The sequence below is a fragment of the Microcoleus sp. MON1_C1 genome (assembly GCF_036701945.1).
Classification (GTDB): Bacteria; Cyanobacteriota; Cyanobacteriia; order Cyanobacteriales; family Microcoleaceae; genus Microcoleus.
In genome coordinates this window covers 71,305-97,566 of the sequence record NZ_JAUBRO010000020.1, presented here as the reverse complement: position 1 = coordinate 97,566, position 26,262 = coordinate 71,305, and the positions used below count along the sequence as shown (strand labels likewise).

Below are 26,262 nucleotides of genomic sequence, written 5' to 3'. Positions count from 1 at the left end.
AGTTTTTGACCTTTTGCAAGTTCAATATAAAAGATAAAATCTACAATCTAAAATTCGATTAGTCGATCGAGCGTTGCTTCCATCACATCCTTTGTTTGCCCGGAAACAGTATACACCAAAGCTTCTCGATAAACTCTCCCGGCTGGGTGTAGCGCAGCGTTAGCAGCACCGCTAGAAACTGCAACTGCCACGTGCCCGCAACGCACCGCTAAATCAATGGCTTGAGCTCGCAACGCTAATTGTTCTGCTTTCGAGCTATGTTGAGATTGTGGGAAATTCTGTTTTAGCCGATCGAGCTTTTGCTCTAGTTTTTGGCAAGCCGCCGTTATAAAAGGTGAATTCTTAGCAGCCGCCGCTGCTGCAATTACATCCAATCCCGCTCGAATACAGCCAAAAGTACCCGGAACAAAATTCACTATATTTTTGCTGTCGTTTTCCGAAATCCAGCCGACAGGTTTAAGTGAAATTATTTCCGATTCATGCAGCAACCAATTATCGAGAGTGGCTGTCACAGTATTAGTCGAGTTCATGGCGATTAACTGCATGATTTCGCTAAAAGCTATTTTACCCGATTCGCGTTCACTATTGGTAAAAGGCACTAAACCGAAAACAGCACGTTCGTCAGGAAGTACCGCCGCTACAATAAACTTTTGAAACAAGCCAAAACCTGTTACCCAAGGAACTTTTCCTGACAGTAAATAGCCCGCTTTTGTGGGAGTCGCGGTGACGGCAGGATTGCCCGATCGCCTTAAATGCGAAAACCCAATACCCAAGCGTAAGTCTTTTTGGGCGATCGCGGGCAAGTATCTGCTTTTTAGCATTTCATTGTCGCTGTTGGCAAGCATCCCAGTTGCGCTGTGGTGCTGAGTTTGCAGGAAAGACAAAGCGCCGGAATATCGAGCCGTCAATTCCTGATATTGGTAAAAAATCTCCGGTGCAATTTCAGCGCCGCCCCATTTTTGGGGAACTCGCAATGCTAAGAGCGATCGAGCTTCCAATCCAGCAACTGCTGTTTTCAGCGCTTCCGAGTCGCTGTCGATAATTTCCGCGTGAGGTGCAACGCACTTTTGTAGGTAAGTTTCTGTGCTGTTGAGAAGATCTTGGAAATCCATTTTTTATAATTATTTTCTCGTAATTTTCACCCTTACTTCGGAAAGCTGTATAGCCCACGGATAGGTAGCTAGAAACCCGGTTTCTACGAGTTTTGCGACGAGTCACGATAAATCTACGAAGAAACCGGGTTTCTGAAGTCATTTTATAGTTATTTTTTTTCAAAATTCTGTGGGGCGGGGAGAAATCCCCGCCCCAAAACTAACTCATTTCCACACTTTCCAAGGAGCCTTCCCTTCATCCCAAAGCTCGTTTAAATACTTGTATTCTCGAAAAGTATCCATCGCAAAGAAGAACCCATCATGACGGTAAGCCATCAACTGTCCGTCTGCCGCCAAACGCTGCATCGGCTCTTGTTCTAAAATACAATCATCTCCCCCCAAATACTCAAACACCCGGCGGTTGAATATCATATATCCAACACTGATCCAGCCGTCAACTTGAGGTTTTTCCGAAAATTGAACTACGCGGCTATCGCTGTCTACATCCAAAATTCCAAAGCGAGAAATCGGACGAAAGGTGGTGACAGTTGCCAGCTTACCGTGAGACTTGTGAAAATCGAGCAAGGCGTCAATATCGACATCAGCTACTCCATCGCCGTATGTCACCATGAAATTCTCGCGATCGATATATTTTTCGATCCGTTTTACCCGCCCTCCTGTCATGCTTGCCGCGCCAGTTTCAGCTAGTGTCACTTTAAAATCTTGTTCGAGATGTTCCTCGTGATAAGTGATGGTATTTTGGCGTCCCAGACAGATAGTAAAGTCATTGTTCATGGCTTCATAATTGAGGAAATATTCCTTAATCATGTTGCCGCGATAGCCCAAGCACACAATAAAGTTTTGGAAACCGTAGTGTGCATAGATCTTCATGATGTGCCAAATAATTGGATGGCCTCCCACCTCAACTAAGGGTTTGGGACGAAATTCTGTTTCTTCTCTGAGACGAGTACCGAGACCGCCGGCTAGGATAACTACTTGCATTTTGGCACATTTTTAAAGATGATAAATTAATTTATCATCAATCCTCAGGGATTTTTTCAAAGAATTATTAACATTTTCTCATAGTGAGTGAAGCTTTGTAAACCGCAGAAATCACGAACTTTTATAAATAATTCTAGGGTGCGTGCGACTGCACCGTGTATTTGAATGCTGCGCGCAATTTCTAACTAACAGTAGGGTGGGTACTGCGGACAGTATATTTGAATACAGCGCAATTTCTAACTTACTAAGAGTCGATTAAAAAAGAGACAAAAAAACAGCAAATACCTATACTAAATATAAGAAATAGATTCAACAGCAATGAAAAATCAACTCGATCGCCTAAAAAAGTTTTTAGGTATCCTCTGTGCGATCGCCTCAATAATTATATTATTCCAATCGGCTATACCTGGTGTTTACGCCACGGTTGTTGCACCGAAAATCTCAACCCTACCACAAACGACCATAGCTTTTGTACCCAACATACCGGGCGGCGGATTAGACTTTCACGAATCAGCAGGAGGACACACTTTAGAGAGACACGTTGGCAAAACAGAAGCAGAACTAGCACAGCGACTCGCAAGCGAAACGAGAATTTCTGCAGCATCTTCTTTTACTGACCGTTCCGTCGCCGAAGCGGCTATTGCAGAAGCAATGAACAGAAATCAAAGTGCGATCGACTCCTGGGTGAAAAGTCGAGGAAATCGTTATACGATCGACTACAATGCCAACAGAATCATTGGCATTACTCTGCCTCGCCGCGCATCCAAAGCAACTTCAACATCTCGCCTGAGAATCGTCCTCCAGCGCAGCGCCAAATTACCTCCCGGATACTTTATTCTCACAGCCTATCCCCAATGATCAATCAATTTCCTCATTTAACCCAATTTTTCAGTTCCTACTTTCACCAAGACTGGCCATTAGAAGCTGACACTCCCAGCGATGTAGTGAACAACTACCGCAGCAGCGAACCGCCCGCAAGTGTTGAAGCTGCATCGCAAGAACTCAGCAAACTGTTAGAAATGCCGATCGCCCCAGCCGATTTAGAAGCATTCATCCTCGATGAATTAGGGTGTTACTACGACCCACAATCCGAAAATCAAACAGTCCGAGAGTGGTTGGAATCGGTGCAAAAATCTTTGAATACTCCCAGCTAAAATCTATATATTTGTAAGAACACGGCAGTGCCGTGTCCTCTATATAATTCCGATGCAAACGAAAACGATATCACTTGCTAACCGTCAATAAGTAGCCTTCGTGGACGTTGAAATTAGGGATAACATAAGCCAAGCTGCCACTACCCACCGAAAAACTTTCTTCTTTAACGGTGACAAGCTGTGGCACGGCTCCTTCTTGATTGTTGGGAATTTTTTCTAATTTTAGAGTTATTTTCTGGCCTCTTTGAATACCTAGCTGCTCCAAATTTCCGAGGCTTAATGTTACCGTTGTTGCTGAGGAAAAATTGGGATCGAAATAACCTAAAAGTATCTGTGCTTTACCTTCAGGATTTGACTTGCTGGCTAAGGCGACAAGGCGATTGTTATTTGACCAACTCCGCACCCGCGAATTAACTCCGTCAGCATAAGCTTTGTATGCCCACCAAGCTGCTCTTGGCGCAAAAGTATTAGGCGTGACCATCCCACTCAGCGTATTGTTGAAGCAATTGCTAACTTTATTTGGCCCTTGAGTCTCCCAACAAGCTCTGCAAGCACCGTCAGCTTTTGCATACTCTAAGTTATACAAATAACCTAAGATTTCCCCGGGCTGGTACTGCGCTAAGTTGCCGACAATTTCGTTGACGTAAATTTTTTGCAATTTCAGTTCCTTGTAAGAGGGACTTTGCTGAAAATTACGTTTAGCATCAATTACATGGTCGTCAACAAATAAGATCATGGTATCGTTGAGTTCGTGCCAAGCTAGGAAATTTACTTCCAGTTTGTTCGCTTTGCAGTAATCCAAAAAAGCGGCGATATATTCTTTGTTGTAGTTGGTAATGCTCGGTCCGCCAATCATTGCTGACGGCCCCAATTCTTCTCGCAAAATTTTGTAAGCTCTTTTGTAGGTTTCAAAGAATTGTTCTCTGCTTCCATTCCAAAACGGATTTTTTAAATCGGGTTCATTCCATACATCCCAAATAATTTTCTTGCCTTTATTTTGCTGCGCTAACTGTCGGATGAATGCTTCCCACGCAGGGTAGTTTTGATAGGGCCAGCCATTGGGATTGCTACCGTAGCCCCACAAGTCGCTAACGAGTAACTGAAACTCGGCTCCGCTGGCGATTACTCGATCGTAAATATCGAGTCTCCCGGCCCGCCAAAGTTTGGGCTGCAAGGGTTTTATCGAGCTATCCGGCGGTTTGGCAGTGTCGATTCCGTGCAGGATGCCACTCATGGAAATTGTACCGGTGGCTGGCTGTCCAAAATCTACTGTAACGTTCGATCGCAGTTGGGCGATCGCTCTTGGCTGTCCCACATAGGCTATTAACAGAACAGTGACAATAGCTAAACCAATTGGCAGCAGTTTATTAATACGTGGGAACTTGAATGTAAATTGCATATCTTTTCTTTGGTTGATGTTTGGTGAAATGGGCATATTGCCCGTTCTTAAGAATGCTGCAAGAACTCAGTTTTAACGAACCGATGAAAACACTTCAAAACCCTGTATTGATTCTATCACTTGTTGCCACGCTCGGGAGTCGATCAGCTCGTTGGCATCGAAATTAACTCCTTTTTCCGCAGCGAAAGTACCAAAATTTTGCACCCACTGAAAGATAGTTTCTGTGGTCAAAAAAGGTGTGCAGGCCCAAGCAGATTGCAAATTCTTCACCATCTCGGACATATCTCCCCGCTCGTAAGCCTCCCAAGCTTTCCACACTAAATAATAGTATTTCAGCAGGCTATCCACTTGCTGTACCTGCTTTTGGAGTTTCGGACTAATAGAGAAACTGTCGCTCTCATCGTCACTTACAAATGCCTGTTCAATTATTTCTCCATATTCCCGAAGCATCCGTTCTTCTTTGAATAGTTCTTGGGCTCGCGCTTTGCACGCTTGTCCTGCAAGCCTGCGCGATTCGGGATTTTCTGCCCATATTTCCACCGTTTCTACCAATTCTTTTACTGTTCCTTCTGGGTCGATTGTAGGATCGGGGAGCAACTTTCCCGTATCTCCCAATTCTTCAGGAATCCCGCTGACTGCTGTGGCAATTACGGGCAATCCTTTCGCCATTGCTTCCATAATTGCTAGCGGCATTCCTTCTGCTTGGGAAGATAAAATAAAGATGTCGCTGGCGTCGAGCCAATCAGCAATATCCCACCGCTGTCCTAAGAATTTAACCTGTTCTTCTACTCCCAATTGGCTCACAGTTGCTCTTAATTCAGGTTCCCTATTGTCGTGAGTTGTAGACCCAGGCCCGGCCCAAACAAAGTAAATTTGGGGCCAAAGTGGACGATTTTTCAATTGGGCGATAGCCTGCAATTGATACTGATGTCCTTTAATTGGAGTCAATCTCGCCGCCGTAAAACAAACGATAGCATTTTCCGGGATTCCTTGTTCTTGACGCAGGCGTTGGCGAGTGGAAAGATTCGGCGGCTCAAAATAACTGTTCGGTCTCCCATAATAAATAACTTTGCCTCGTTTTAGAGGTACTTTAAAAATTCTTTTGAACAAGTTTAAATTTTCCTGGGACACTGCTACTACTGCTTTGGCTAAATCGTACTGATAGGAGACGGCCTTTAAATAGGGAATTCGATCGCCCCGATCGAAAGTTTCATAATTGCGACCGATATAACCGAGAGTAACTATGTACGGTATATTCTGCTTAATAGCAACTTGTTTGGCCGCAAAATTGGTCATCGGCGAGCCGTCGCTAAATATAATTAAATCCGGTTGAGCCTGCGCGTAAATTTTTTCAGCATCGCCTAAATTGTAAGCACCTCGCAAAAACTCTTTTACTGTGTCAAAATCCAGCCAAATATGTTCTATACCTAACTGTTTTTGTTCGGTAATTAAAGGGTGAGAAGCTTTAGTTTGAACGCTAATAACTTGGTATCCTTCGGCTACTAATTTACACATCAGCGAGTGGTTGAAATGAGCTAAGCCTCCCACTCCGTGGTCTTCTGCGTACAGTAATAGGCGGGCTTTTTGCGGTTGGAAAATCGAAATATGTGCAGGTTGAAATTGAGGAGTATTGTTAGCAGCAACCACTACGATATCTTGCCATTCTTTTAAATTGGTTAAGGCATAACTATCAAAGTCGGTACCGTATTCTTGCGAAACACCCCTAAAAGTTTCTAACCATTTAAATACTGTTTCCGTACCTGTAAAAGGAGTGTAATGAAGAGATTTCTCCAAACACTCGACCATCTCGGCCAAATATCCATCACGGTACATCCGCCACGCTAGCCATACTAAACACCTGTAACGTTCCTCGCGTTTCAAGTCGCGGATGTACTGAGGTAAGTCTAGCCGCGCGAAAAATTGCTCCATCACAATTTCCATATTTTTCATTACTTTGGAGCCGCTGGACATGAGATTACTGTCGTGCTGGCGATAGCAGGTTAATATCTCTTTTAACCAAACTGACTTGCAGCCTTTTAAAGCTAAACGCAGGACAAAATCTAAATCTTCTGTTGGCGGCAAGCGATGATCGAAACCCCCCAAGCGTTCCCACCACTCTCGCCGCAGCATCATGGCGCTGGGACGCGCTGATTTGTACAAAACAAAAGTTTCTAAATCTAATTTTGGTGATTCTTCCCAAGGCTTTACTCCATAGATGCCTTCGTCGTTTTTGCCAACGATAAGCCAACCTGTTTGCACCAAATCTAATGTGGGGTCACCGTCAAAGCAAGCTACTTGTTTTTCTAGTTTTTCTGGTAAGAAGAAGTCGTCAGCATCTAAAAAAGCTAAAAATTCCCCTTTTGCTAATTTGCAAGCATTATTTCGAGCAATTGCTGAGCCTTGGTTATCTTGATAGATGTATTGAATTAAATCGAGGTAAGGTGCTAAAACTTGGCGAGTGTTGTCAGTTGAACCGTCATCTACGACGATAATTTCCCACTTTTCATAACTCTGACTGAGAACGCTCTCTACGGCTTTGAGAATGTAGCGCTCGCAGTTGTAAGTCGGGATGATGACACTGACGCGCACTTTTTTGGGAGTGATGATACTAGCCATTAACTGTTTCCATTCTGGTATTTTTCTGAGAGCAATGCCATCTATTGGGCAGCCGTAGCTGTTAGAAATTCCGGTAAGGCGCTTTACCCAATCTATTATAGTTAGTGTCAGCGAGGACGGGGTATAATCTAAAGATTTTTGCAAATACTCAGTCATTTCTGCCGGATAGCCGCTGTAGTAAAGTTGCCACGCCATCCATGTCAGAGCTTCATAAAGAGCCTGCTTTTCTAATTGACGGATGTCCTCTGGCAAGTCGGCTCTACTGAAGAAACTTTGCTTTAATTTAATACAAAGGTTTGCCTGTTTTAGCGCTCTCTGGATGGACACATTTTGCCCGTGCTGGCGGTAGCATACTGTCACTTGAGGCAACCAAGCAGCTTCGCAACCAGATAGTGCTAAACGCAAGATTAAGTCGGCATCATCTACTGAATCATACTGAGAATCAAAGCCACCGACTCGTTCCAGCCACTGCCGCGAAAACATCATGGCGCTGGGAAGTAGGGGCATATAAACAATCCAGGTTTTTAAGTCTAGCTGAGGCAAGTATTCCCAGGGTGTTACATCGAAAATACTTTCGCCTTGCTCTTTAACCATCCGCCAGCCACTATTAACAATTCCTAGTGATGGCTGACCGTCAAATAACGCAACTTGTCCAGCTAACTTATCGGACAAGAAAAAGTCATCTTGATCTAAAAAAGCAATTAATTTACCTCGGGATTCCTGAATTCCTCGGTTGCGGGCGGCAGCTACTCCTTGGTTTTCCTGATAAACATAGCGAATTTTGTCAAAATAAGGCTGCAATGCTTGGCGGGTGTCGTCGGTTGAGCCATCGTCTACGACGATAATTTCCCAGTTTTTATAGGTTTGGCTGATGACGCTTTCTACCGCTTGCGCGATGTAGCGATCGCCATTATATGCTGGAATAATTACACTTACTCGCGGTGTCGGATTTGCCATTGACATGAGTTTTATCGGTGATAAGGAAGGGTTCGGCAACGGATTCTGAAACGGATGTAACGGATGTAAGGGAGGTCAGGCAGAAGGCAGAAGGCAGATACAATTCTACTGCTGAAAGCAATCCTAATTTGAAAGGTAAATCGGGTATTTTAACGTGCATAAAATACAGATTCAAGACCCTGTAATTTGTGGACTAATTGTTGCCATTCTGCTGAATTAATTAGAGAATATGTATCTAAATTATGCCCTTGAGCTGACGAAAAATTACTAAAAGATTCTATCCAGTTTAACAGCGTTTCTGTACTCAAAAAAGGCGTACACTGCAAAGATTCTTGAAGCCACTTCTGCATCCCGAGGAGATCTTCTTGACAGTAAGCGTGCCACGCTTTCCACACTAAAAAGTTGTAGCGCACCCGGCTTTCTACCTTCGCCATCCACTCCTGCACCTGTTTTTGAGTAACAAATCGATCTTTTTCGCGATCGGAAAGTAAAGCTTTTTCGATCGCCTCAACAGACTCGGCGAGCATCCGCTCCTCTTTAAACATTTTCTCGGCTCGCTGCTTGCAAGCTTTGCCGATTTGGCTGCGCAATTCTGGATTTATCGCCCAAGCTTCTAAAGTTTCCGCCAATTCCCTCGCTGTTCCCTCCGGATCGGTATTGGGATCGGGCAACAACTTCCCAGTATCGCCGAGTCCTTCTGGAATCCCGCCCGCTGCCGAAGCAACTACGGGCAATCCTTTAGCCATCGCTTCGATGACTGCAAGAGAAGGCGCTGCCTCTGCTAGAGAAGTCAAAATGAATATGTCGCTAGCATCCAGCCAATCTAGGATATCCCAGCGCTGTCCGATCAACTTCACGCGATCGCTCACCCCTAACTCTTTAATAGTTTCCCTCAATTCTCTTTCTACATTGTCAGCGCTTCCCTCACCAGTTCCTGCCCACACAAAATACAGTTTAGACCACACAGGAGACTGCTGCAACTCCTTGATTGCTTCGATCTGATATCGATGCCCTTTAATCGATGCCAATCGAGCAGATGTGAAACAGACAATCGCATCTTCAGGAATTTCTATTTCTTGTCGCCGGCGTTGACGAACCCCAGCATTAGGAGGTGCAAAATATTCAGGAGAACGCCCCAAGTAAATCACTTGTCCTCGCTCTTTTGGCAACTTGAAATGTTGGCACAATAAATTCAAATGTTCGTAAGCCAAAACAATCACGGCTCTAGCTTGCAGACAGTGGTATAGCACTCCTTGTGCATAAGGCACTACATCCCCGCAGGCAAAAATTGCGTGTTCTGGCATAACTAACCCGATCAGCATAATGTATGGTATTCCCATTTGAATAACTACCTGTTTAGCTGCAAAATTGGCAAATGACCAACCATCGCTAAAAATAATTAGATCCGGTTTATTACTAGCAAAAAATTCTTGTGCATCCTGAGTATTTCTTAACACCCGCTGTAAATCTTTATGGCTGCTAAAATCCAGCCACAAGTGCTCTATACCTAACTCTCGTTCTCGCTCAAGCAAGGGGCTAGAATGTTTGGTTTGCAAGCAAGTGACTCGATAGCCTAATAAGGCTAACTTACAGAGAATGGCATGGTTGTAGTGGGCTAATCCTCCCACGCCCGGATCGTCCGTGTTGTAGAGTAGAATGTGTGATTCCCTACGGGAGCGCTTCGCTTCACGCGCTGGTGAAGGTGTGGGAATAGAAGTCTGTTGAGGTTGGGGTGGATTAGTCATCACCATCTGAATTATCTCTTGCCATTCCGCTAACTTACTCAGCGAATAAGCGTCAAAATTTTCACCGTATTCTTCAGAAACTATCCTAAAAGTTTCCAGCCAATTCAATACTGTTTTTGTGACCGAAAAAGGCGTATAGTGCAATGATTTTTCCAAACACTGGGCCATCTCTGCTAGATGACCGTCGCGGTACATCCGCCATGCCAGCCACTTTAAGCATAGATAGCGTTCCTGGTTTTCTAACTGGCGGATTGACTCAGGCAAATCAGGTCGCTCGAAGAATTCTTTCATCACAATTTCTGTATTCTTTATTAGCGCCCAACCGCTTGACATGATATTAGAATTGTGCTGTCGATAACAGGTAAGAATCTCTTCTAACCAAACTGCTTTGTACCCCTTTAAAGTCAAACGCAAGGCAAAATCTAAATCTTCGCCTAGCGAAAAATGAGAATCGAAACCACCCAAATCTTCCCAGCACTTTCGGCGCACCATCATCGCACTCGGACGCACACATTTATCTATAATAAAGCTGGCTAAATCTAATTCGGGTGCTTGCTGCCAAGGCTTGACAGCAGAAATCTCTCGCCCGGTTTCATCGACTAGGAGCCAACCTGTTTGCACCATATCTAATGCGGGGTCAGCGTCAAAGCAAGCTAGTTGTTTCTCTAGCTTGGATGGTAGGAAATAGTCATCGGCATCTAGAAATGCCAAAAACTCGCCTTGGGCTAGTTGGCAAGCAATATTTCTGGCGACGGCTACTCCTTGATTTTCCTGATATATGTAGCGAATACTTTCAAAATAAGGCTGCAATACTTGCTGTGTGCGATCGGTCGAACCATCGTCTACAACTATAATCTCCAAATTAGTAAAAGTTTGACCTAGGGCGCTTTCTACCGCTTGCACGATGTAGCGAGCGCCATTATATACAGGTATAATTACGCTGATTAGCGGTGTGGGATTGACTATTGACATGATTTAGCTCGCTGTTAACCTATTACTGTCTAGTTTATATTAATCTCGCGGACATTCAGCACTATTCTCAGATCGCTAGCTCTACTTACAGAAACTTGAAAATTGGCAAATTGTAGCATATAATTTTACATGGAATGATTACTCAAAAGGAAAATAAAAAATGAATTCAGAAACAGTGCAAGTGAATTTCCAGCAGCAGGCAGAAATTTATTTGGCTACAGGGAACTTTGAGCGGGCGATCGCACTTTGCCAACAAGTTTTGGCATCTGAACCCAATTCTGCTGAGACTTGCAAGACCCTAGGAAAGGCGCTGCAAGCTCAGGGTAAACTAGAAGACGCAAGGTATTGGTATAAAGTTGCGATCGCCCTGCAACCAGATTTTGCCGAAGCTTTTGCTAACCTCGGCACTCTCTGCGCTACTTTGGAACAGTGGCAAGAGGCGATCGCCTGTTACCAAAAAGCCATCTCCATCCAACCGGACTTTGCAGGATTTTACCGAAATTTGAGCCGGATATTTACCCAAGTCGGTCAAGCTGAGGAAGCGACAGACTGTTGGTATCAAGCACTCATCTTGGAACCAATAGAAATAGCGGAAGACTATCTAGATTTTGGTAATACATTGCTTGCCCAAAATAAGCCAGAAAAAGCGCTAGTTTGTTACCACCGCACCATTTTTTTAAACCCGAGTTGTTGCGAAGCTTATTGCAAAATAGCAGAAGCTGCTAGCGACTTGAAACAGTGGGACGAAGCTATTGTTAACTACCGCACAGCTATTCAACTCCAGCCGGAGATTTCGGAGTTTCATTACAAATTAGGCAATGTTTTGCAAGCTAAGGATCTCTGGCGCGAAGCGGAGGCTGCCTACCGAAAAAGTATTGATTTAAATCCCAATTCTTTTTTGTCATACTACAACTTAGGCAGCGTGCTGCTCAATTTAGAAAAATGGCAAGAAGCTGCGATTGCCTACCGCACGGCTGTTGAAATTAACCCGGATTATTCTTGGTCTTACTACAGCATCGGTGCAGCTTACGATCGATTAGAAGAATGGTCTGAATCCGCTGCCGCTTACCAGCGCGCTACTGAAGTAGACCAGAATTTTTTCGCAGCTTTTCACAAGTTAGGAGATGCTCTTTTTAAACTAGAAAAATGGTCAGAAGCTGAGGCTGCATACGAACGGGCGATCACCCTAAATGCAGATTTATTTTGGTCTCATTATAACTTAGCTTTGACTTTAGTTAAACTTCAGAAATTTTCGCCCGCAACATTCGCTTATCGGCGGGCGATCGCACTCAATCCAGAATTCTCTTGGACTTACCACAATTTAGGAGAAGCGCTGTTAAAAACTCAACAGTGGAAAGCCGCAGCTACCGCTTATCAACGTGCTATTGAACTTAATCCCAGTATTTCTTGGTCTTATTACAATTTAGGCGATGCTTTGAGTGAAAGTCACGAATGGAATGATGCGGTTTCCGCCTACCTTTGTGCGCTTAAAATCGAGTCGTCTATACCGGGAATTTACATGAAGTTAGGTAAGGCTCTCATTAAAAGAACTCCGGTTGATTCAGATGTAGCAACTAGCTACTATCACCACCAAATGCAGCCGCAGCACGCTCCTGAATTTTACTGCGAAATCGCCCAAAAATTTGCTGAGAGCGATCGGCGTGACGAAGCCATAATGTTGTACTTGATGGCATTAGAAATTAGACCAAAAGATCCAGAAATATCCCAAAAATTAGAGGAGATTTTAGAAAAACAGCGTCAAATAGGGGAATCTACTTTATTATTAGAGTTAGAAGCTAAGGATATTCGCGATCGTTACATTGCCCGAGTCGTCAAAGGCAAGACTTTTGCAGAAGTCGGCGGCTTGTGGGGAACTGTCAGTGAAAAAGTATCTGTAGCTAGTAAATACGGTGCAGTATCTCTGACAATGATTGATGCCATGCCAGCATACCTCCACTGGTGGCAAGATTTTCACGATCGCATGACAAGTTTAAATATTGCTAATTATCACTGTATCAATCGAGATATAACTCAGATTCAGCTTGCCGACATTGGCGAGCATTACGATGTAGTTCACTGTGCAGGAGTTTTGTACCATCACCCGCATCCGTTGCAGATTTTAGTTGCCTTGCGTCAGATAACTCGCGAGCATTTAGTTTTCACTTCAGCTATTACTCAAGAAGTGATAGAAAATGAGTTGGGACGCTATGAAATTCCAGCTTCGGCAGTAATGTTTATTCCAGCTTTGGACGACGCAGAACGAGCTATTTTAACAGCATACTGGCAGCAATACCTCAACAACAACCCACTTATAGGGATAACTGAAAAAGCAGTTTTTGACATGAACGACTTTGCGCCGTGGTGGTGGCTACCTACAGCTACTGCTTTAGAAGCTATGTGCAAAGTCGCGGGATTTAAGGTTTTAGACAAAGGATTGGCTTGGGACAATAATGTTCTGACTCTGCTACTGGGGATTTGAGGGTTTGTAAACGAACAATAACAGGACTTGCTTGTGCACAAACGGCTAAACACCCGGTTTATGAGCTGATTTCTCGTTTTTTTCCCATATTCCTACTAAAAACCGGGTGTTTTCCGTAAGTCCTAAATAAAATAGCTGCAAACATCTTTTGTGAAGAAAACAGGAACAGGGAAATAATCAATGAACGATCACCAACCAGGGACGCCGTTAGGAAACATTTTAGTAGTAGACGATACAGCAGAAAACCTGCGTCTGTTGTCTACGATGTTGACTCAGAGGGGGTACACCCCCCGCTGCGTGATTAACGGAAAAATGGCTCTGAGAGCCTGCAATTCTAATCCACCCGATTTGATTTTGCTCGACATAATGATGCCGGAAATGAACGGTTATGAAGTTTGTCAGCACTTGAAATTAGAGCCTAAAACTCGCGAAATTCCGGTAATTTTTATCAGTGCTAAAGATGAAATTTTCGACAAAGTAAACGCATTTGCTGTGGGAGCTGTGGACTATATCAGCAAACCATTTCAGTTTGAAGAAGTGCTCGCCCGCATCGAAAGTCACCTCAGCCTGCGGAATTTACAAAAGCAGCTAAAAGAACAAAATATGCTGCTGCAAGAAGAAATCACGAGCCGCTTAGCAGTAGAAAAAACTCTTCAAGAAAAAAATCAAATTCTGCAACAAGAAATCAGCACCCGTCGGGCCGTTGAAAAAGCTCTGCAAGAGCAAAATTTGGTACTCCAACAAGAGATATCAAACCGCCAGCGCGCCGAATCTGCTCTATTAAAATCTAACCAAGAATTGGCGCGTTCAAATGCGGAACTAGAACAATTTGCTTATGTGGCTTCTCACGACTTGCAAGCGCCTTTGGCAACCATTGCCAGTTACGCTCAACTTTTAGAAAAACGCTACAAAGACCAACTCGACACCCAAGGTAGTAAGTTTATCGGCAATATCGTTCAGGGCTGCACCCGAATGCAAACTTTAATTGACGATTTACTGGAATATTCGCGCGTTGGCCGGAGTCGGAAACCTTTTGAACTGACAGATTGCAATCACGCAGTCGAGCAAGCACTCGCGAACCTGCAAGGGGCGATCCGCGAGACTAAAGCCGTTGTCACCTACAGCGAATTACCCGCGGTAATGGGGGATATTTCTCAACTCATACAGCTTTTTCAAAATTTAGTCAGCAATGCGATTAAATATCGCCACGATGCACCGCCTGTGGTTCATATTACCGCTTGCAGACAGGAGGAAAACTGGTTAATTTCTGTCTCAGATAATGGGATTGGGATTGCTCCCCAGCATCAAAAACGTATCTTTCAAATTTTCCAGCGCTTGCATACTCAAAGAGAATATTCTGGGACAGGTATTGGTTTAGCAATTTGTCAAAAGATTGTGGAACTTCACGGGGGATGTATCTGGGTGGAATCGGAACCGGAGCAAGGTTCTACGTTTCACTTTTCTATCGCTTAATTGAGACATTTTTTCGTCAAAATGTAGAATTTATAAGGTAGAAAAAGTCAATTATTTTCTATATTGTTAGTCAACAACTATAAATTACAATTGACAATTTAACACCATTTTAAATAATAAAAAATAAGTAAATAATTGGCATTTTTTTTTGACTATCGGGGTTGGAATCTTGACTACAGTTGCATTCTTTTTTAACTGGTCTAAATCGCAAGTTATAAAAAAAATAGTTTCCGTTGACAGTCTAGTTACTGCGTGATATAATTTTAATTATTAAACACATTTTTTGTAGCGCTTGCTCACCCCGCAATCTTACGGTCAATCTTACGGTCGATGTATGTGTACGTGCAATTGAATGACTGCCCTGAAAATAAAAGGTCAAATTCAAGTTAGTTTAACATTTTCTTGATTAATAAATATTATGAAAGCAGTTTTTAACTTAGCTTTGCCTCCTATCTGCTTTAAAGTTCTGTTAGTAGAAGACAACCCTCAGGAAGCTGAGCTGATTGAAGATTTGCTTTCAGAAATTGGCGGCGCGCAGCGTATAGTGCTGACGAAAGTAGAGCGCCTCAGCGAAGCGCAGCAGCGATTGAATCAAGAAACTTTTGACATAATTTTATTAGACCTTTCACTGCCAGATAGTCTGGGAATCGAGACGGTGGCTCGGGTACAAGAATACGGGGTAAATGTGCCGATCGTAGTTCTGACCGCCCAAAACGACGAAGAACTTGCCCTGCGGTTGATTTCGGTCGGGGTCCAGGATTATTTGGTAAAAAGAAAAATCGACAGCGAACTGTTAATTCGATCGCTCCGTTACGCCATAGAACGCCAGAACAGTCAAGATGCTTTGCGAAAAAGTGAAGAAAAATATCGCTCGGTGGTGGAAAATTCCCTGATCGGCATTGCAATCATCGCTCCAATTATTGACAGCGACATTCCTCTAAATTGCCACTGGATAGAAGTTAACGATGCCCTGTGCAATTTGCTGGGCTATGAGCGCTACGAACTCGTGCAAAAGAATTGGCTAGAGTTGACTCATCCAGAGGATTGGGAGGCTAATTGTGAAAATTTTTCTCAGATGTTAGCAGGTAGGCTCGACGGTTACATCTTAGACAAAAGGTGGCTCAGAAAAAACGGCGAAATAGTTCACACGCGAGTTTCCCGGCGCTGCATCCGCCGCCTGGACGGGTCTATTGACCGGATAATCGAAGTAGTGTTGGACGTGAGCGATCGCTACCGCTACGAAGCGAAACTGAAAGCGTCAGAAGAATTTTTAAACCACACCATAAATGCTACGCCAGACCCAATTTTTGTCAAAGACGAGCAACACCGCTGGATCATATTAAATGATGCTTTTTGTCAGTTGGTCGGCAAATCGCGACAAGAACTGATGGGCCAATCAGATTCTGACTTTTTCCCCCAATCAGAAGCTGCTGTTTTTTGGACAAAAGATGAAGAAGTATTGACAACGGGTGTCTGCTTGGAAACCGAAGAAAAATTCACCGACTCTGCCGGGAGAGAACATATAATTTCTACCAAAAAAAGCGTCTTCCAAATAGCAGACGGCAGTAAAGTAATAGTGGGTATAATTAGAGATTTTACAGAATACAGACAGCAACAAAAAGCCCTGGAACAAAGCGAAGCTCGCTTTCAAAAATTGGTAGCTAACCTACCGGGAATAATTTATCAATTACGAAGGTCAGCAACTGGAAAAATGTCTTTCCCCTACATCTCTTCAGGCAGCCGCCAACTCTACGAATTAGAGGCAGAAGCAATAGAGCAAAATGCGGAACTCATTTCCAATGGAATTCACCCAGACGATCTCTTAGATTTAAAAGCATCGATCGCAATTTCAGCCACTACGCTGGAACCTTGGCAGCAGCAGTGGCGGCAGACTTTACCATCTGGAAAAGTTAAGTGGCTGCAAGGAGCTGCAAGACCAGAAAGGCTCACTAATGAGAGCAAATGTGGCAGCGAAGGCGATATTCTCTGGGACGGTTTAGTGATGGATATTACTGAATTAAAGCAGGCACAAACAGAGCGCGATCGTTTTTTTACCATCTCCTTAGACTTGCTTTGCATTGTAGGTTTTGACGGTCATTTTAAACGTTTAAACCCAGCTTGGTCAACAGCTTTAGGCTACAGTATTAGTGAATTGTTGGCCAAGCCAATGATCGAATTTGTTCATCCAGACGATCGAAAAGCCACCGCAGCCGAAGGGGCAAAACTAATAGCGGGTACGTCCAGTATCTCCTTTGAAAACCGCTACATCTGCAAAGACGGTTCTTACAAATGCTTCCTGTGGACGGCATCGCCATTTACCGAAGAAGGTTTAATCTACTCAGTCGGTCACGACATTACCTCTCGTAAACAAGTAGAGTCCCAACTGCAGCGACAAGCAGTAGCAATGGCCGCTGCTTATGACGGCATCGCCATTTTTAATAATAATAAAGAATGTATTTATTCAAACGAAGCTTATCTCAAAATGTACGGTTTGTCAAGCCCTAGCGAACTGTATGGGAAGAAATGGAAGATGCTCTACAGCAAAGCAGAAAATCTATTTTTTGAACTACAAATAATGCCGGTTCTCCTGCAAAAAGGGTACTGCAATATAGAAGCGAGCGGTCAGCGCCCGGACGGTACTAAGTTCCCTCAAGAATTGTCGCTGACAATGCTTGTAGGTGGCGAAATCATTTCTATAGTCCGCGATATAACTAATAGAAAACAGGTAGAATCAGCCCTGCGGTCGAGCCAGCGCCGCTACCAAACTTTAGCAGAAGCATCGCCAGTTTGCATATTCCACACCGACACGTTGGGAAATTGCCTTTATGTGAATCAACGGTGGAGCGAAATTACGGGGTTAAACGCAGAATTAGCAGCAGAAACTGGCTGGATGAATGCCCTACATCCCGATGATACGGAGCGGGTAAAAAATGAATGGAATCGAGCAATTATTGAGAAAATTCCTTTTAAATCAGAATACCGCTTTCAGCGTCCAGATGGTCGGGTAATTTGGGTGATAGGTCAGGCAATTGCAGAAATCGGAGACAAGCAGGAGATTAAAGGCTATATCGGCACTATTACTGATATTAGCGATCGCAAACAAGCAGAATTAGATTTGCTGCGAGTTACTCAAGCGGTGGAAAGCACCAGCGACGCGATCGGCATTGCTGACTTGACAGGGCGATCGATCTACCACAATCAAGCCTTTGTTCAACAGTACGGCTACACAGCAGAAGAACTAAACACAGCAGGCGGATTAACAGCAATTTACCCCCAAAGTAATGTGCTGCTAGAAATGTTAAAAACGCTCCGTAAAGGCAAATCTTGGCAAGGCGAACTCAAAATCAACACTAAAAACAACAAACTGGTAACAACTTTATTTCGCGCCGACGGCATTAAAGATGAAACTGGTCATTTAATCGGGTTAGTGGGAGTAATTACCGACATCACCGAACGCAAACAAGCGGAGATGGCCCTGCAGCAGCAATTAAGGCGAGAACGGCTGGTAGTTGCCATGCTCGATCGCATTCGCTCCTCCCTAAAGTTAGAAGAAGTCCTGACAACTGCTGTCGAAGAAGTGCGACAATTTTTGCAAACAGACCGCACAGTTATTTACCGCTTTAATCCCGACTGGAGCGGTTTTGTAGTTGTCGAATCCGTAGCAAAAGATATAATTTCGTTGAAAAACTTTGACAACTTGGATACGTGTTTTAGAGATAAATTTGTTGATATTTACCAGCAAGGTAATATTCGTGCTATAGCAGATATTTACGCGGAAAAGAGGAGCGAATGTCACCTTAAATTCCTCGAACAATTTGAAGTTAAAGCTAACTTAATAGTGCCTATTTTACAAGCACGAGAAAGCATTTCCCAAGTCCAACCGACGGTAGAAAACCACCTCTGGGGACTCCTGATCGCCCACGATTGCAGCGGCCCCCGTTCCTGGGATTCATCAGAAATAGAATCCCTCCGGCAATTGTGCGTGCAATTGGCGATCGCGATCCAGCAATCCACGCTATTTCAACAAGCACAAACCGAAATTGCCGAGCGCAAACTTGCAGAATCTGCCCTCCAACAAGCTGCATTAGCCGCAGAAAGCGCCAACCGCGCCAAAAGCGAATTTCTTGCCAACATGAGCCACGAACTACGCACGCCTTTAAACGGCGTTTTAGGTTACGCTCAAATCCTCAAAACCGACAAAGACTTAAGCTCAGAGCACCAAGAAAGTCTCAGCAATATTCAACAGTGCGGTCAACACCTGCTGATGTTAATCGACGATGTTTTAGATCTTTCCAAAATTGAAGCTAGAAAAATGGAACTCTACCCGGAAGAGTTAAATTTTCTAAATTTCACGAAAAACATTGCCGATCTCTTTCAGATGCGGGCCTCTCAAAAAGAAATTTTATTCAATTACGAACAAGTCTCTCCCCTGCCTAGCTGCGTTCGTGTCGATCCAAAAAGATTGCGCCAAATTCTCATAAACTTACTCAGCAATGCCGTTAAATTTACTAACAGCGGCGGTGTGACTTTCAAAGTCGGCTATGTCGGCACAGGGGCCTGGAGTCGAGGGCAAGGAGAAAATTATGAGTTCTCGACTTTGAGTTCGGAACTGAAAGAAAATTATATGCGTTTCGCCCACAATGCGATCGCAGCCAAACACGCTTTAAAAATCCGCTTTCAAGTCGAGGATACCGGCACAGGAATAGAGCGAAGCAAGTTAGAAGAAATATTTTTGCCCTTCCACCAAGTAGGAGGCAATACGTTTGTTGAAGGTACAGGTCTCGGACTCTCGATTAGCCAGAAATTAGCGAAACTAATGGGTACCGAAATTCGCGTCCACAGCACTTTGGGAAAAGGCAGCACTTTTTGGGTAGATTTAGAAGTGCCAGCAGCTAAACGGTACTTGGAGGTGTCTCCTTTGCAGGAAAAACGCTGGGTTGTCGGTTTTATCGGCAACAAGCGGAAAGTGCTAATCGTGGATGACAATCAACTGGATCGCGATTTGTTGTGCAGGCTGCTGCGGCGTTTGGGATTTGAGGTTGCAGATGCCCAAAACGGACAAGAATGCCTATGCAAAACAGTTGAATTTCAACCTGATGTGATTTTAATGGACTTGCGGATGCCTGTAATGGATGGCTTAGAAACTGCAAGAAAACTGCGGCAGTTGCCGGCAGTAAAAGATGTCGTGTTAATCGCTATGTCAGCTAGCGTTTTCGAGGCTACGCAGCAAGATAGCATCCTCGCAGGGTACGATGATTTTATTCCCAAACCGATCGAAGCAAATCACTTTTTGGAACAGTTGCGCGTGCATTTGGGACTAGAATGGATTTATGGGGAATCTTCGGAAAACAAAAAGCGCACAACTCCCAGTTTGTCATCCGCCTCTGATTTTCCTGCTTATTCTTCTCTGTTACCTGCAGCTTCTGAGTCAGTAGCAAAACTTTTGAAACTCGCAGCTATGGGCGACATTGAAGAAATTTTTGAGGAGAGTGCTAAGCTGGAGAGTTTAGAACCTAATTTAGTGCCGTTTGTCTCGAAGCTGCGCCAACTTGCTAAGGGATTTCAGCTCAAACAAATTCGGAATACTTTAAAGCAATATATCGAGGGAAAATAGTATGACTCTCATGGTTGAGAGCTTGGCTGCATACAGATAATTTAGATGTGCAGCAACTTAGCGCCGCGTTATTTAGCCGGATATCTGGCAATTGTCGATCGCGCAATTGTCAGTGCATGCAATCGTAACTCCCAACATTAAACAAGTTGTTTTCCCGGTTCAGAAGTTGCCCTCGCAGAGTCCGATCAACTGCTGTTAAATGCCAGATCTTTTTGGGTACAGCAGAGATTTTGATAGGCGCCGGATAGGGTTCGCTCTTACCGTGTTTTGTACTATTTCAAACAACAATTTTCTGGTAAACTAAAGTGGAAAGTTGCTTTCCATCCCTAGACTGAAGTCCCAGGGTTTGCAGGCTATTTTTTGACAATAGAGTTTTTGAGAGAGTTGGGATTGAAATTACTTTGCCTCAGTAACGGCCACGGAGAAGACGCGATCGCCCTTCGCATCTTGCAGGAACTGCAACAGCACCCGCATCCGCCAGAATTAGCCGTGTTTCCGCTAGTGGGTGAAGGGCAAGCTTTCGCTCAACTAGAAAACGCCCGCATCATCGGCCCGGTGCAGCGGATGCCTTCGGGCGGCTTTATTTACATGGACGGGAGGGAATTTTTGCGCGATGTCAAAGGCGGCCTGCTTCAGTTAACCATCGCTCAGTTTAAAGCCATCCGCGCTTGGGTGCGATCGCAACAACAGTCTGGGAATCAAGACGGCGTTATTTTAGCCTGCGGGGATATTGTACCGCTGCTGTTTGCTTGGCTCGGCGGCGCGCCCTATGCCTTTGTCGGTACTGCCAAGTCAGAGTATTATTTGCGCGACGAGAACGGGCCTCTGGCTCGCAAATCCAGGGTCTTTGGTTGGTGGGGTTGCCCGCGCTCGGTTTATTTGCCTTGGGAGCGCTGGTTGATGACTCGATCGCGCTGTCGAGCCGTTTTTGCCAGGGACGCGCTAACCGCCGAGACTTTACAAAAGCTGGGAATTCCCGCTTACAATCTCGGAAACCCGATGATGGACGGACTGCAACCGGAAAATCCAGCCGGTTTTTACGGCCCTGACGCAGAGTTGCGGGAAAGGTCGCGATCGCTCGTCATCACCTTACTGCCCGGTTCTAGAGCGCCGGAAGCCTATGCTAATTGGCTGCTAATAATAGAGGCTGTAGCCGGAATTTTGTCGCTGTTTGCCGATCGCAAATTGTTATTTTTCGGAGCCATTTCTCCAGAGTTAAACTTAGAAGCTTTGCGACCTAGTTTAGAATTTTTTGGCTGGCGACAAGAAGGCGAAACTCGAACGCAGCGGCGAGAAGGAAGTATTTTGCGACCTCCTGTTTCTAGCGCTCAAGAAATTCAGAAAGAATCTCCTAATTTGCTATTGCCCTTGACCTTTGTGCAGAGAAACGCCACGATGATTTTAACTCAGCAAAGTTTTAACGATTGTTTGTACGAAGCAGATTTAGCAATAGCAATGGCAGGAACTGCTACAGAACAATTTGTAGGTTTAGGAAAACCGGCGATCGCCATTCCCGGAAACGGCCCGCAATTTACTCCAGCTTTTGCAGAAGCTCAAAGTCGCCTGTTAGGCCCGTCATTAATTTTAGTCAAACATCCCGCCGAAGTTGCCGGCGCCGTGCAGTCTTTGCTCCGCGACCCCGACAGGTTGCAGCTAATCGCTGAAAATGGATTGCGCCGCATGGGAGAACCCGGTGCAGCAGCCAGAATTGCCGAGTGTTTAATGCAGCGCTTCGGCGGTGAATCCAGCAATTCTCAATTGCCTGCAATTCACTAGGAACCAAACAATTTTGTGTTCCGGGCCAGTATCTTTAATACTACTTTCTTTTAAAAAAATCTTGTTCGCTAACTACTAATTTCCGTAGGGTGCGCCTAGGCGCACCTTACTAATACTGCATTCGCAGAAAATTTCAATTCGCCGTTTTTTCTGAAGATTGAACCCAGAAATCAGCCTGAGGAATTTTAAAATCCGACTTAACCAAAACTCCCGGTTCTCGCTGCATCGGCAGCACATCTAAAGTATCCGTTTGCGCGCAATATTTTAAATCTTCAATAACACCTAAACCGAGGAGGCGCTGGCCGTGACTGGCTCTTTCCAACAATTCGTGCAACCGATCTTGCCAGTGCAGGTAAAGAGCAATAGCCCCAAATACTTCATCGTTACCAGCAAAATCGCTCGCAGGAATACCGCTTTCTGCTAGCAGACTTTGGGCGATCGCACCAGCACAAACCGTATCTTCCAACGAATAACTCCCTTCCCAACCAGAACCCACAATCCAAATAGTTTCCGGCTGTTTATTTAACAAAAACTGCACCACAGATTTGCGGTTAATCAAAGCCGCCGTTAACACAGTTGCAGCAGCTTGCACTCGCTCCAGAGCCCGAGTACCGTTAGTTGTGCTGATAAAAATTCGCTTCCCTGTCACCTTTTCTGGCGTGCAGTCGAAGGGGGAATTCCCCATGTCAAATCCCTCAACTTTGCCGCCGCCGCGCTCTCCGGCGCGAATCCTCTTATCTGCAGGCCATTTTTCGCTCTCGGCCATTAGCTTATCTAAGTTGCTGAAAACTTGGACAGCTTCCGCCCCATTATTCAGGGCCGTTGCCATTGTCGTAGTCGCCCGCAGCACATCAACTGCGATCGCGCAAGCCGGCATTTTGTCGGCTGGCGTAAGTTCCGGGGTATGGTAAATAAAAAGCTTCACTTTGGGGCTACCTGCGATAAATCCTCATCAGCAATAATAATGGAAAGTGGATGATAGAAAATAGAGTCGAGTCCTCAAAAGCAGAAAATATGTCAAAACAGCTAAATTCAAACCCCGCCCACGCCGCCATTACCGCACCAATTGGACTCCTCGCAGGTTTCACCTATCCTTTGCGAGCTTTCACGCTGATTTTGCAAACTCCCAAGCTGTGGACTTATGTATTAGTTCCCCTGGTGCTAAATTTTATAATTGGTATTGGTCTTTATTTAAGCTTGCTATTTCCCAGTTTGGCAGGGATAGACGTTTTAGTTGCCGATTTGTCCGTCCGATTTAATGCTCTAATTGCGAGTTTTCCAGCTTGGCTGAGCTTTCTCGGCGTGTTAACAGTTGCTTTCGGCTGGCTGCTGCGCGTACTCCTAGTGTCAGGACTTTTGCTGATAATTGGATTTTTGTTAGTGCAGTTTGGCGTAATTTTAGGTTCGCCCTGGTACGGCAAACTTTCCGAACAATTGGAACTGCTGCGGAACGGTCAATTGCCCGCAGAAGCACCAATGAATTTGGCGAGTAGTTTTGGGGATATTCAAAGGGCGATCGCCTTTGAACTGCGAAAACTACAAATTTTGTTGAGCGTCGGCATACCGCTGCTGCTGCTGCATTTGGTGCCGGGTGTCGGCTCTATTCTTAGCAGTTTGGGTGGCGTAGCTTTGGGCGCGACTATTGTCTGTTTGGACTTTTTAGATGCACCTTTGGAGAGGCGGAGGCGACCTTTTCAGGAGAAATTGAAGATAATTTGGGCGAGTTTGCCGGCCAGCGGGAGTTTTGGTGTGGTTTGTTTGGGTTTGGTGAGCATTCCCCTGTTGAATCTGTTGGCAATTCCGCTGTGCGTGACGGCGGGAACTTTGTTTTTTTGCGATCGCATTTGGCCGGCCCGTTTTGCCCCAGAAGAAACAAAGAGCGATCGAGAAACTAACATTACCAATTAAAAACTAGGAAGATGCTTCTTCCTTCGGCTGACTCTGGGAGTTAAGACCCAAAAACGGGCTTAACAACAGCCAGCTAATGAAGAAAAAGGATGCTGTAAATAGCTGGACAATATCGATCGCCGACAAATATCCGTCAGATAATAGTGCAATAGTTCTATCTGTCAGCCCGAATATCCAAGAGAGAATCCCAAACAGCCAAATGCCTTTTTGGAGCATGGGCAAAAATGCTGAAACTTCGGAGTTTTGCGACTTGTTCATTGATTGAGCCCTTGTTTGCGAAAAGTCTGATTAACCGGGGCACCCCAAGGGCTTAAGGATTTTTGGTGTCTCCTCGGATTCCCTTTGTTATCTATATGTTAAGAAATATTTCCCGATATGACAACGCGCCCTGAGAGGGATTTCCGCATCTATCTCAAGAGGTAGTCGCAGCGCCAACAAAGAGTGATATTTGCTACACTTTGGTAGGATGCGCGATCGCGATCGGGTTCTGGGCCACTCTTGCCATGAGTCCCAGGGGCTTGATATAGTGGGTCACAGGCTACGTAAAAGAGCGAAATCACAAATTATGTTATTTAACAGTATTGAATTTTTAGTATTTTTTGCGATTGTTTTCGCCATATATTATTTCCCTCCGTTGCAAAAAGTGCAGGTTCCCATCCTGATAATTGCCAGCTTTATTTTTTACAGTTGGAGCGCCCCCGCACTGTTGCTGATCCTGCTACTGTCCATTATTATCAACGCTACAGTTAGCTTTCAAGTGGCCAGAATTTCTGACAAAAAACAGCGATTTTTTTGGGCTTTATCGGGAGTAGTTCTCAATGTATTAATTTTGAGCTTGTTTAAATACGCTGGTTTGCTAACTAACTTTGTTACCGATGTTTTTAATATTGCTCGCTCCGAAGGCAGCATTGCTTATTTATTCTTAAAATTGCCTCTGCCTATCGGCATTTCTTTCTACACATTTGAAGGCATAAGTTTAATCGTAGACGTACTGACTCAAAAAAACAAAAGCGAAACAGAATCAAACGCTTACGTCTCGCCCAACTTTAGCCAACACCTGCTAAATACTTCATTTTTTATTAGCTTTTTCCCCAATTTACTGTCAGGCCCGATTTTAAAATCCAAGACTTTTTATCCCCAGATTGTTCCTAAATACTTTAAAGACATTCCTTGGAATTTCATTTTTCGCTCGCTCGTTGTCGGCTACTTCCTAAAAATGGTCATCGCCGACAACTTAAAAGACTATACCTTTTGGATCAGCTTTCCCTACTACCAAGGATTTGGAACTATTACCAACCTGACACTGCTGTTTGGATACTCAATACAAATTTTCGCCGATTTTGCCGGTTACTCCTTAATTGCGATCGGTTTTGCTGCTGCTTTGGGTTACAAAATTCCCGACAATTTCGACTTTCCTTACATCTCGCGTTCCCTGTCCGAATTCTGGAGAAGGTGGCACATTTCCCTATCAACTTGGCTCAGAGATTATCTATATTTTCCCCTCGGCGGAAACCGCAAAGGAAAAATCAGAACTTATGTTAACTTAATGATAGTAATGACTTTAGGAGGATTATGGCATGGGGCTGCTTGGAGTTATGCAGTTTGGGGAATTTATCACGGCTTGGGTTTAGCCGTAGAACGCTTTTTTGGCTTTGACAAATCTAAAAACAAATCGCCAGAAACAAATCAAGCAGAAACCAAACCACTCTGGCAGCAATTATTATTGGACAGCCTTAGCGTTTTAGGAATTTTCTCTTTTGTTTCCGTGGGATGGCTGCTTTTCAAACTGCCTCGATTTGAAGAAGCGGTTGACTTCGCAGTTACTTTAGTTCGCAACTATAAAGTCAAGCCCGGTTGGAGTCACATTATTCCGACGCTAATTTTTTCGCTACCAGTAGTGATTTATCACATTCCCCATTTTCCCACTTGGCAAAATCGGATGAAACAGGATTCAAATAAAAACGGTCAAAAAGTCTGGAGCCTTTATCAAGATTTAGCTTTAGGAATTATGCTAGCAATGATATTCCTCAACAGTGGCAGCTCGAAACAATTTATTTATTTCCAATTCTAGAAGGT

Annotated in this window: 15 protein-coding genes; 8 read left to right on the top strand and 7 right to left on the bottom strand. The window is 44.4% G+C overall.

Going from position 1 to position 26,262, the window contains the following annotated elements; all coding sequences use genetic code 11:
• Nucleotides 1–47: 47 nt before the first annotated feature.
• Complete coding sequence (locus QUA62_RS13570; RefSeq protein WP_333404638.1) at nt 48–1,112, bottom strand: acyl-CoA dehydrogenase family protein; 1,065 nt, start codon at nt 1,110–1,112, stop codon at nt 48–50.
• Between the two features lie 204 nt (nt 1,113–1,316).
• Entirely contained in the window at nt 1,317–2,093 is a 777-nt protein-coding gene (gene rfbF, locus QUA62_RS13565; RefSeq protein WP_333404637.1) for a glucose-1-phosphate cytidylyltransferase, read from the bottom strand.
• Nucleotides 2,094–2,411: 318 nt separating this feature from the next.
• On the opposite strand from rfbF, the gene QUA62_RS13560 reads away from it, so the two are divergent.
• Both QUA62_RS13560 and QUA62_RS13555 read left to right on the top strand, forming a co-directional pair.
• Nucleotides 2,412–2,951 carry an RNase A-like domain-containing protein gene (locus QUA62_RS13560; protein ID WP_333404635.1) on the top strand — a complete coding sequence of 180 codons (540 nt, stop codon included), beginning with the start codon at nt 2,412–2,414 and terminating at the stop codon, nt 2,949–2,951.
• Entirely contained in the window at nt 2,948–3,247 is a 300-nt protein-coding gene (locus QUA62_RS13555) for a contact-dependent growth inhibition system immunity protein (protein WP_333404633.1), read from the top strand. Before QUA62_RS13560 ends, QUA62_RS13555 begins: the two co-directional genes overlap by 4 nt.
• 70 nt (nt 3,248–3,317) lie before the next feature.
• On the opposite strand, the gene QUA62_RS13550 is transcribed toward QUA62_RS13555, so the two are convergent.
• The 3 genes from QUA62_RS13550 to QUA62_RS13540 all read right to left on the bottom strand — a co-directional run bounded on the left by QUA62_RS13550 (nt 3,318) and on the right by QUA62_RS13540 (nt 10,936).
• Nucleotides 3,318–4,682 (bottom strand): GH39 family glycosyl hydrolase, encoded by a 1,365-nt coding sequence (locus QUA62_RS13550; protein WP_333404631.1) that lies wholly within the window; start codon nt 4,680–4,682, stop codon nt 3,318–3,320.
• A gap of 36 nt (nt 4,683–4,718) precedes the next feature.
• Nucleotides 4,719–8,225 (bottom strand): glycosyltransferase, encoded by a 3,507-nt coding sequence (locus QUA62_RS13545; protein WP_445301661.1) that lies wholly within the window; start codon nt 8,223–8,225, stop codon nt 4,719–4,721.
• A 143-nt stretch (nt 8,226–8,368) separates the two neighbouring features.
• Nucleotides 8,369–10,936 (bottom strand): glycosyltransferase, encoded by a 2,568-nt coding sequence (locus tag QUA62_RS13540; RefSeq protein ID WP_333404627.1) that lies wholly within the window; start codon nt 10,934–10,936, stop codon nt 8,369–8,371.
• A 160-nt stretch (nt 10,937–11,096) separates the two neighbouring features.
• Between QUA62_RS13540 and QUA62_RS13535 the strand changes: the two genes are divergently transcribed.
• The 4 genes from QUA62_RS13535 to QUA62_RS13520 all read left to right on the top strand — a co-directional run bounded on the left by QUA62_RS13535 (nt 11,097) and on the right by QUA62_RS13520 (nt 22,278).
• The gene (locus QUA62_RS13535; protein ID WP_333404625.1) at nt 11,097–13,415 is read left to right on the top strand and encodes a tetratricopeptide repeat protein; all 2,319 of its coding nucleotides are present in this window, start codon (nt 11,097–11,099) and stop codon (nt 13,413–13,415) included.
• Between the two features lie 180 nt (nt 13,416–13,595).
• Entirely contained in the window at nt 13,596–14,888 is a 1,293-nt protein-coding gene (locus QUA62_RS13530; protein ID WP_333404623.1) for an ATP-binding protein, read from the top strand.
• Between the two features lie 418 nt (nt 14,889–15,306).
• Nucleotides 15,307–20,502, top strand: coding sequence for a PAS domain S-box protein (locus QUA62_RS13525; RefSeq protein ID WP_333404621.1), 5,196 nt, complete (start codon nt 15,307–15,309; stop codon nt 20,500–20,502).
• 360 nt (nt 20,503–20,862) lie between these two features.
• The gene (locus tag QUA62_RS13520; RefSeq protein WP_333404619.1) at nt 20,863–22,278 is read left to right on the top strand and encodes a lipid-A-disaccharide synthase-related protein; all 1,416 of its coding nucleotides are present in this window, start codon (nt 20,863–20,865) and stop codon (nt 22,276–22,278) included.
• 133 nt (nt 22,279–22,411) lie between these two features.
• On the opposite strand, the gene QUA62_RS13515 is transcribed toward QUA62_RS13520, so the two are convergent.
• Nucleotides 22,412–23,203 carry a 2-phosphosulfolactate phosphatase family protein gene (locus QUA62_RS13515; protein WP_333404617.1) on the bottom strand — a complete coding sequence of 264 codons (792 nt, stop codon included), beginning with the start codon at nt 23,201–23,203 and terminating at the stop codon, nt 22,412–22,414.
• An 89-nt stretch (nt 23,204–23,292) separates the two neighbouring features.
• On the opposite strand from QUA62_RS13515, the gene QUA62_RS13510 reads away from it, so the two are divergent.
• Nucleotides 23,293–24,186, top strand: coding sequence for an EI24 domain-containing protein (locus tag QUA62_RS13510; RefSeq protein WP_445301662.1), 894 nt, complete (start codon nt 23,293–23,295; stop codon nt 24,184–24,186).
• 3 nt (nt 24,187–24,189) lie between these two features.
• On the opposite strand, the gene QUA62_RS13505 is transcribed toward QUA62_RS13510, so the two are convergent.
• The gene (locus tag QUA62_RS13505; protein ID WP_190657915.1) at nt 24,190–24,444 is read right to left on the bottom strand and encodes a hypothetical protein; all 255 of its coding nucleotides are present in this window, start codon (nt 24,442–24,444) and stop codon (nt 24,190–24,192) included.
• Between the two features lie 307 nt (nt 24,445–24,751).
• On the opposite strand from QUA62_RS13505, the gene QUA62_RS13500 reads away from it, so the two are divergent.
• Nucleotides 24,752–26,257: an MBOAT family protein gene (locus QUA62_RS13500; RefSeq protein ID WP_190657913.1), complete on the top strand. Its 1,506-nt coding sequence runs from the start codon at nt 24,752–24,754 to the stop codon at nt 26,255–26,257.
• Nucleotides 26,258–26,262: the final 5 nt, after the last annotated feature.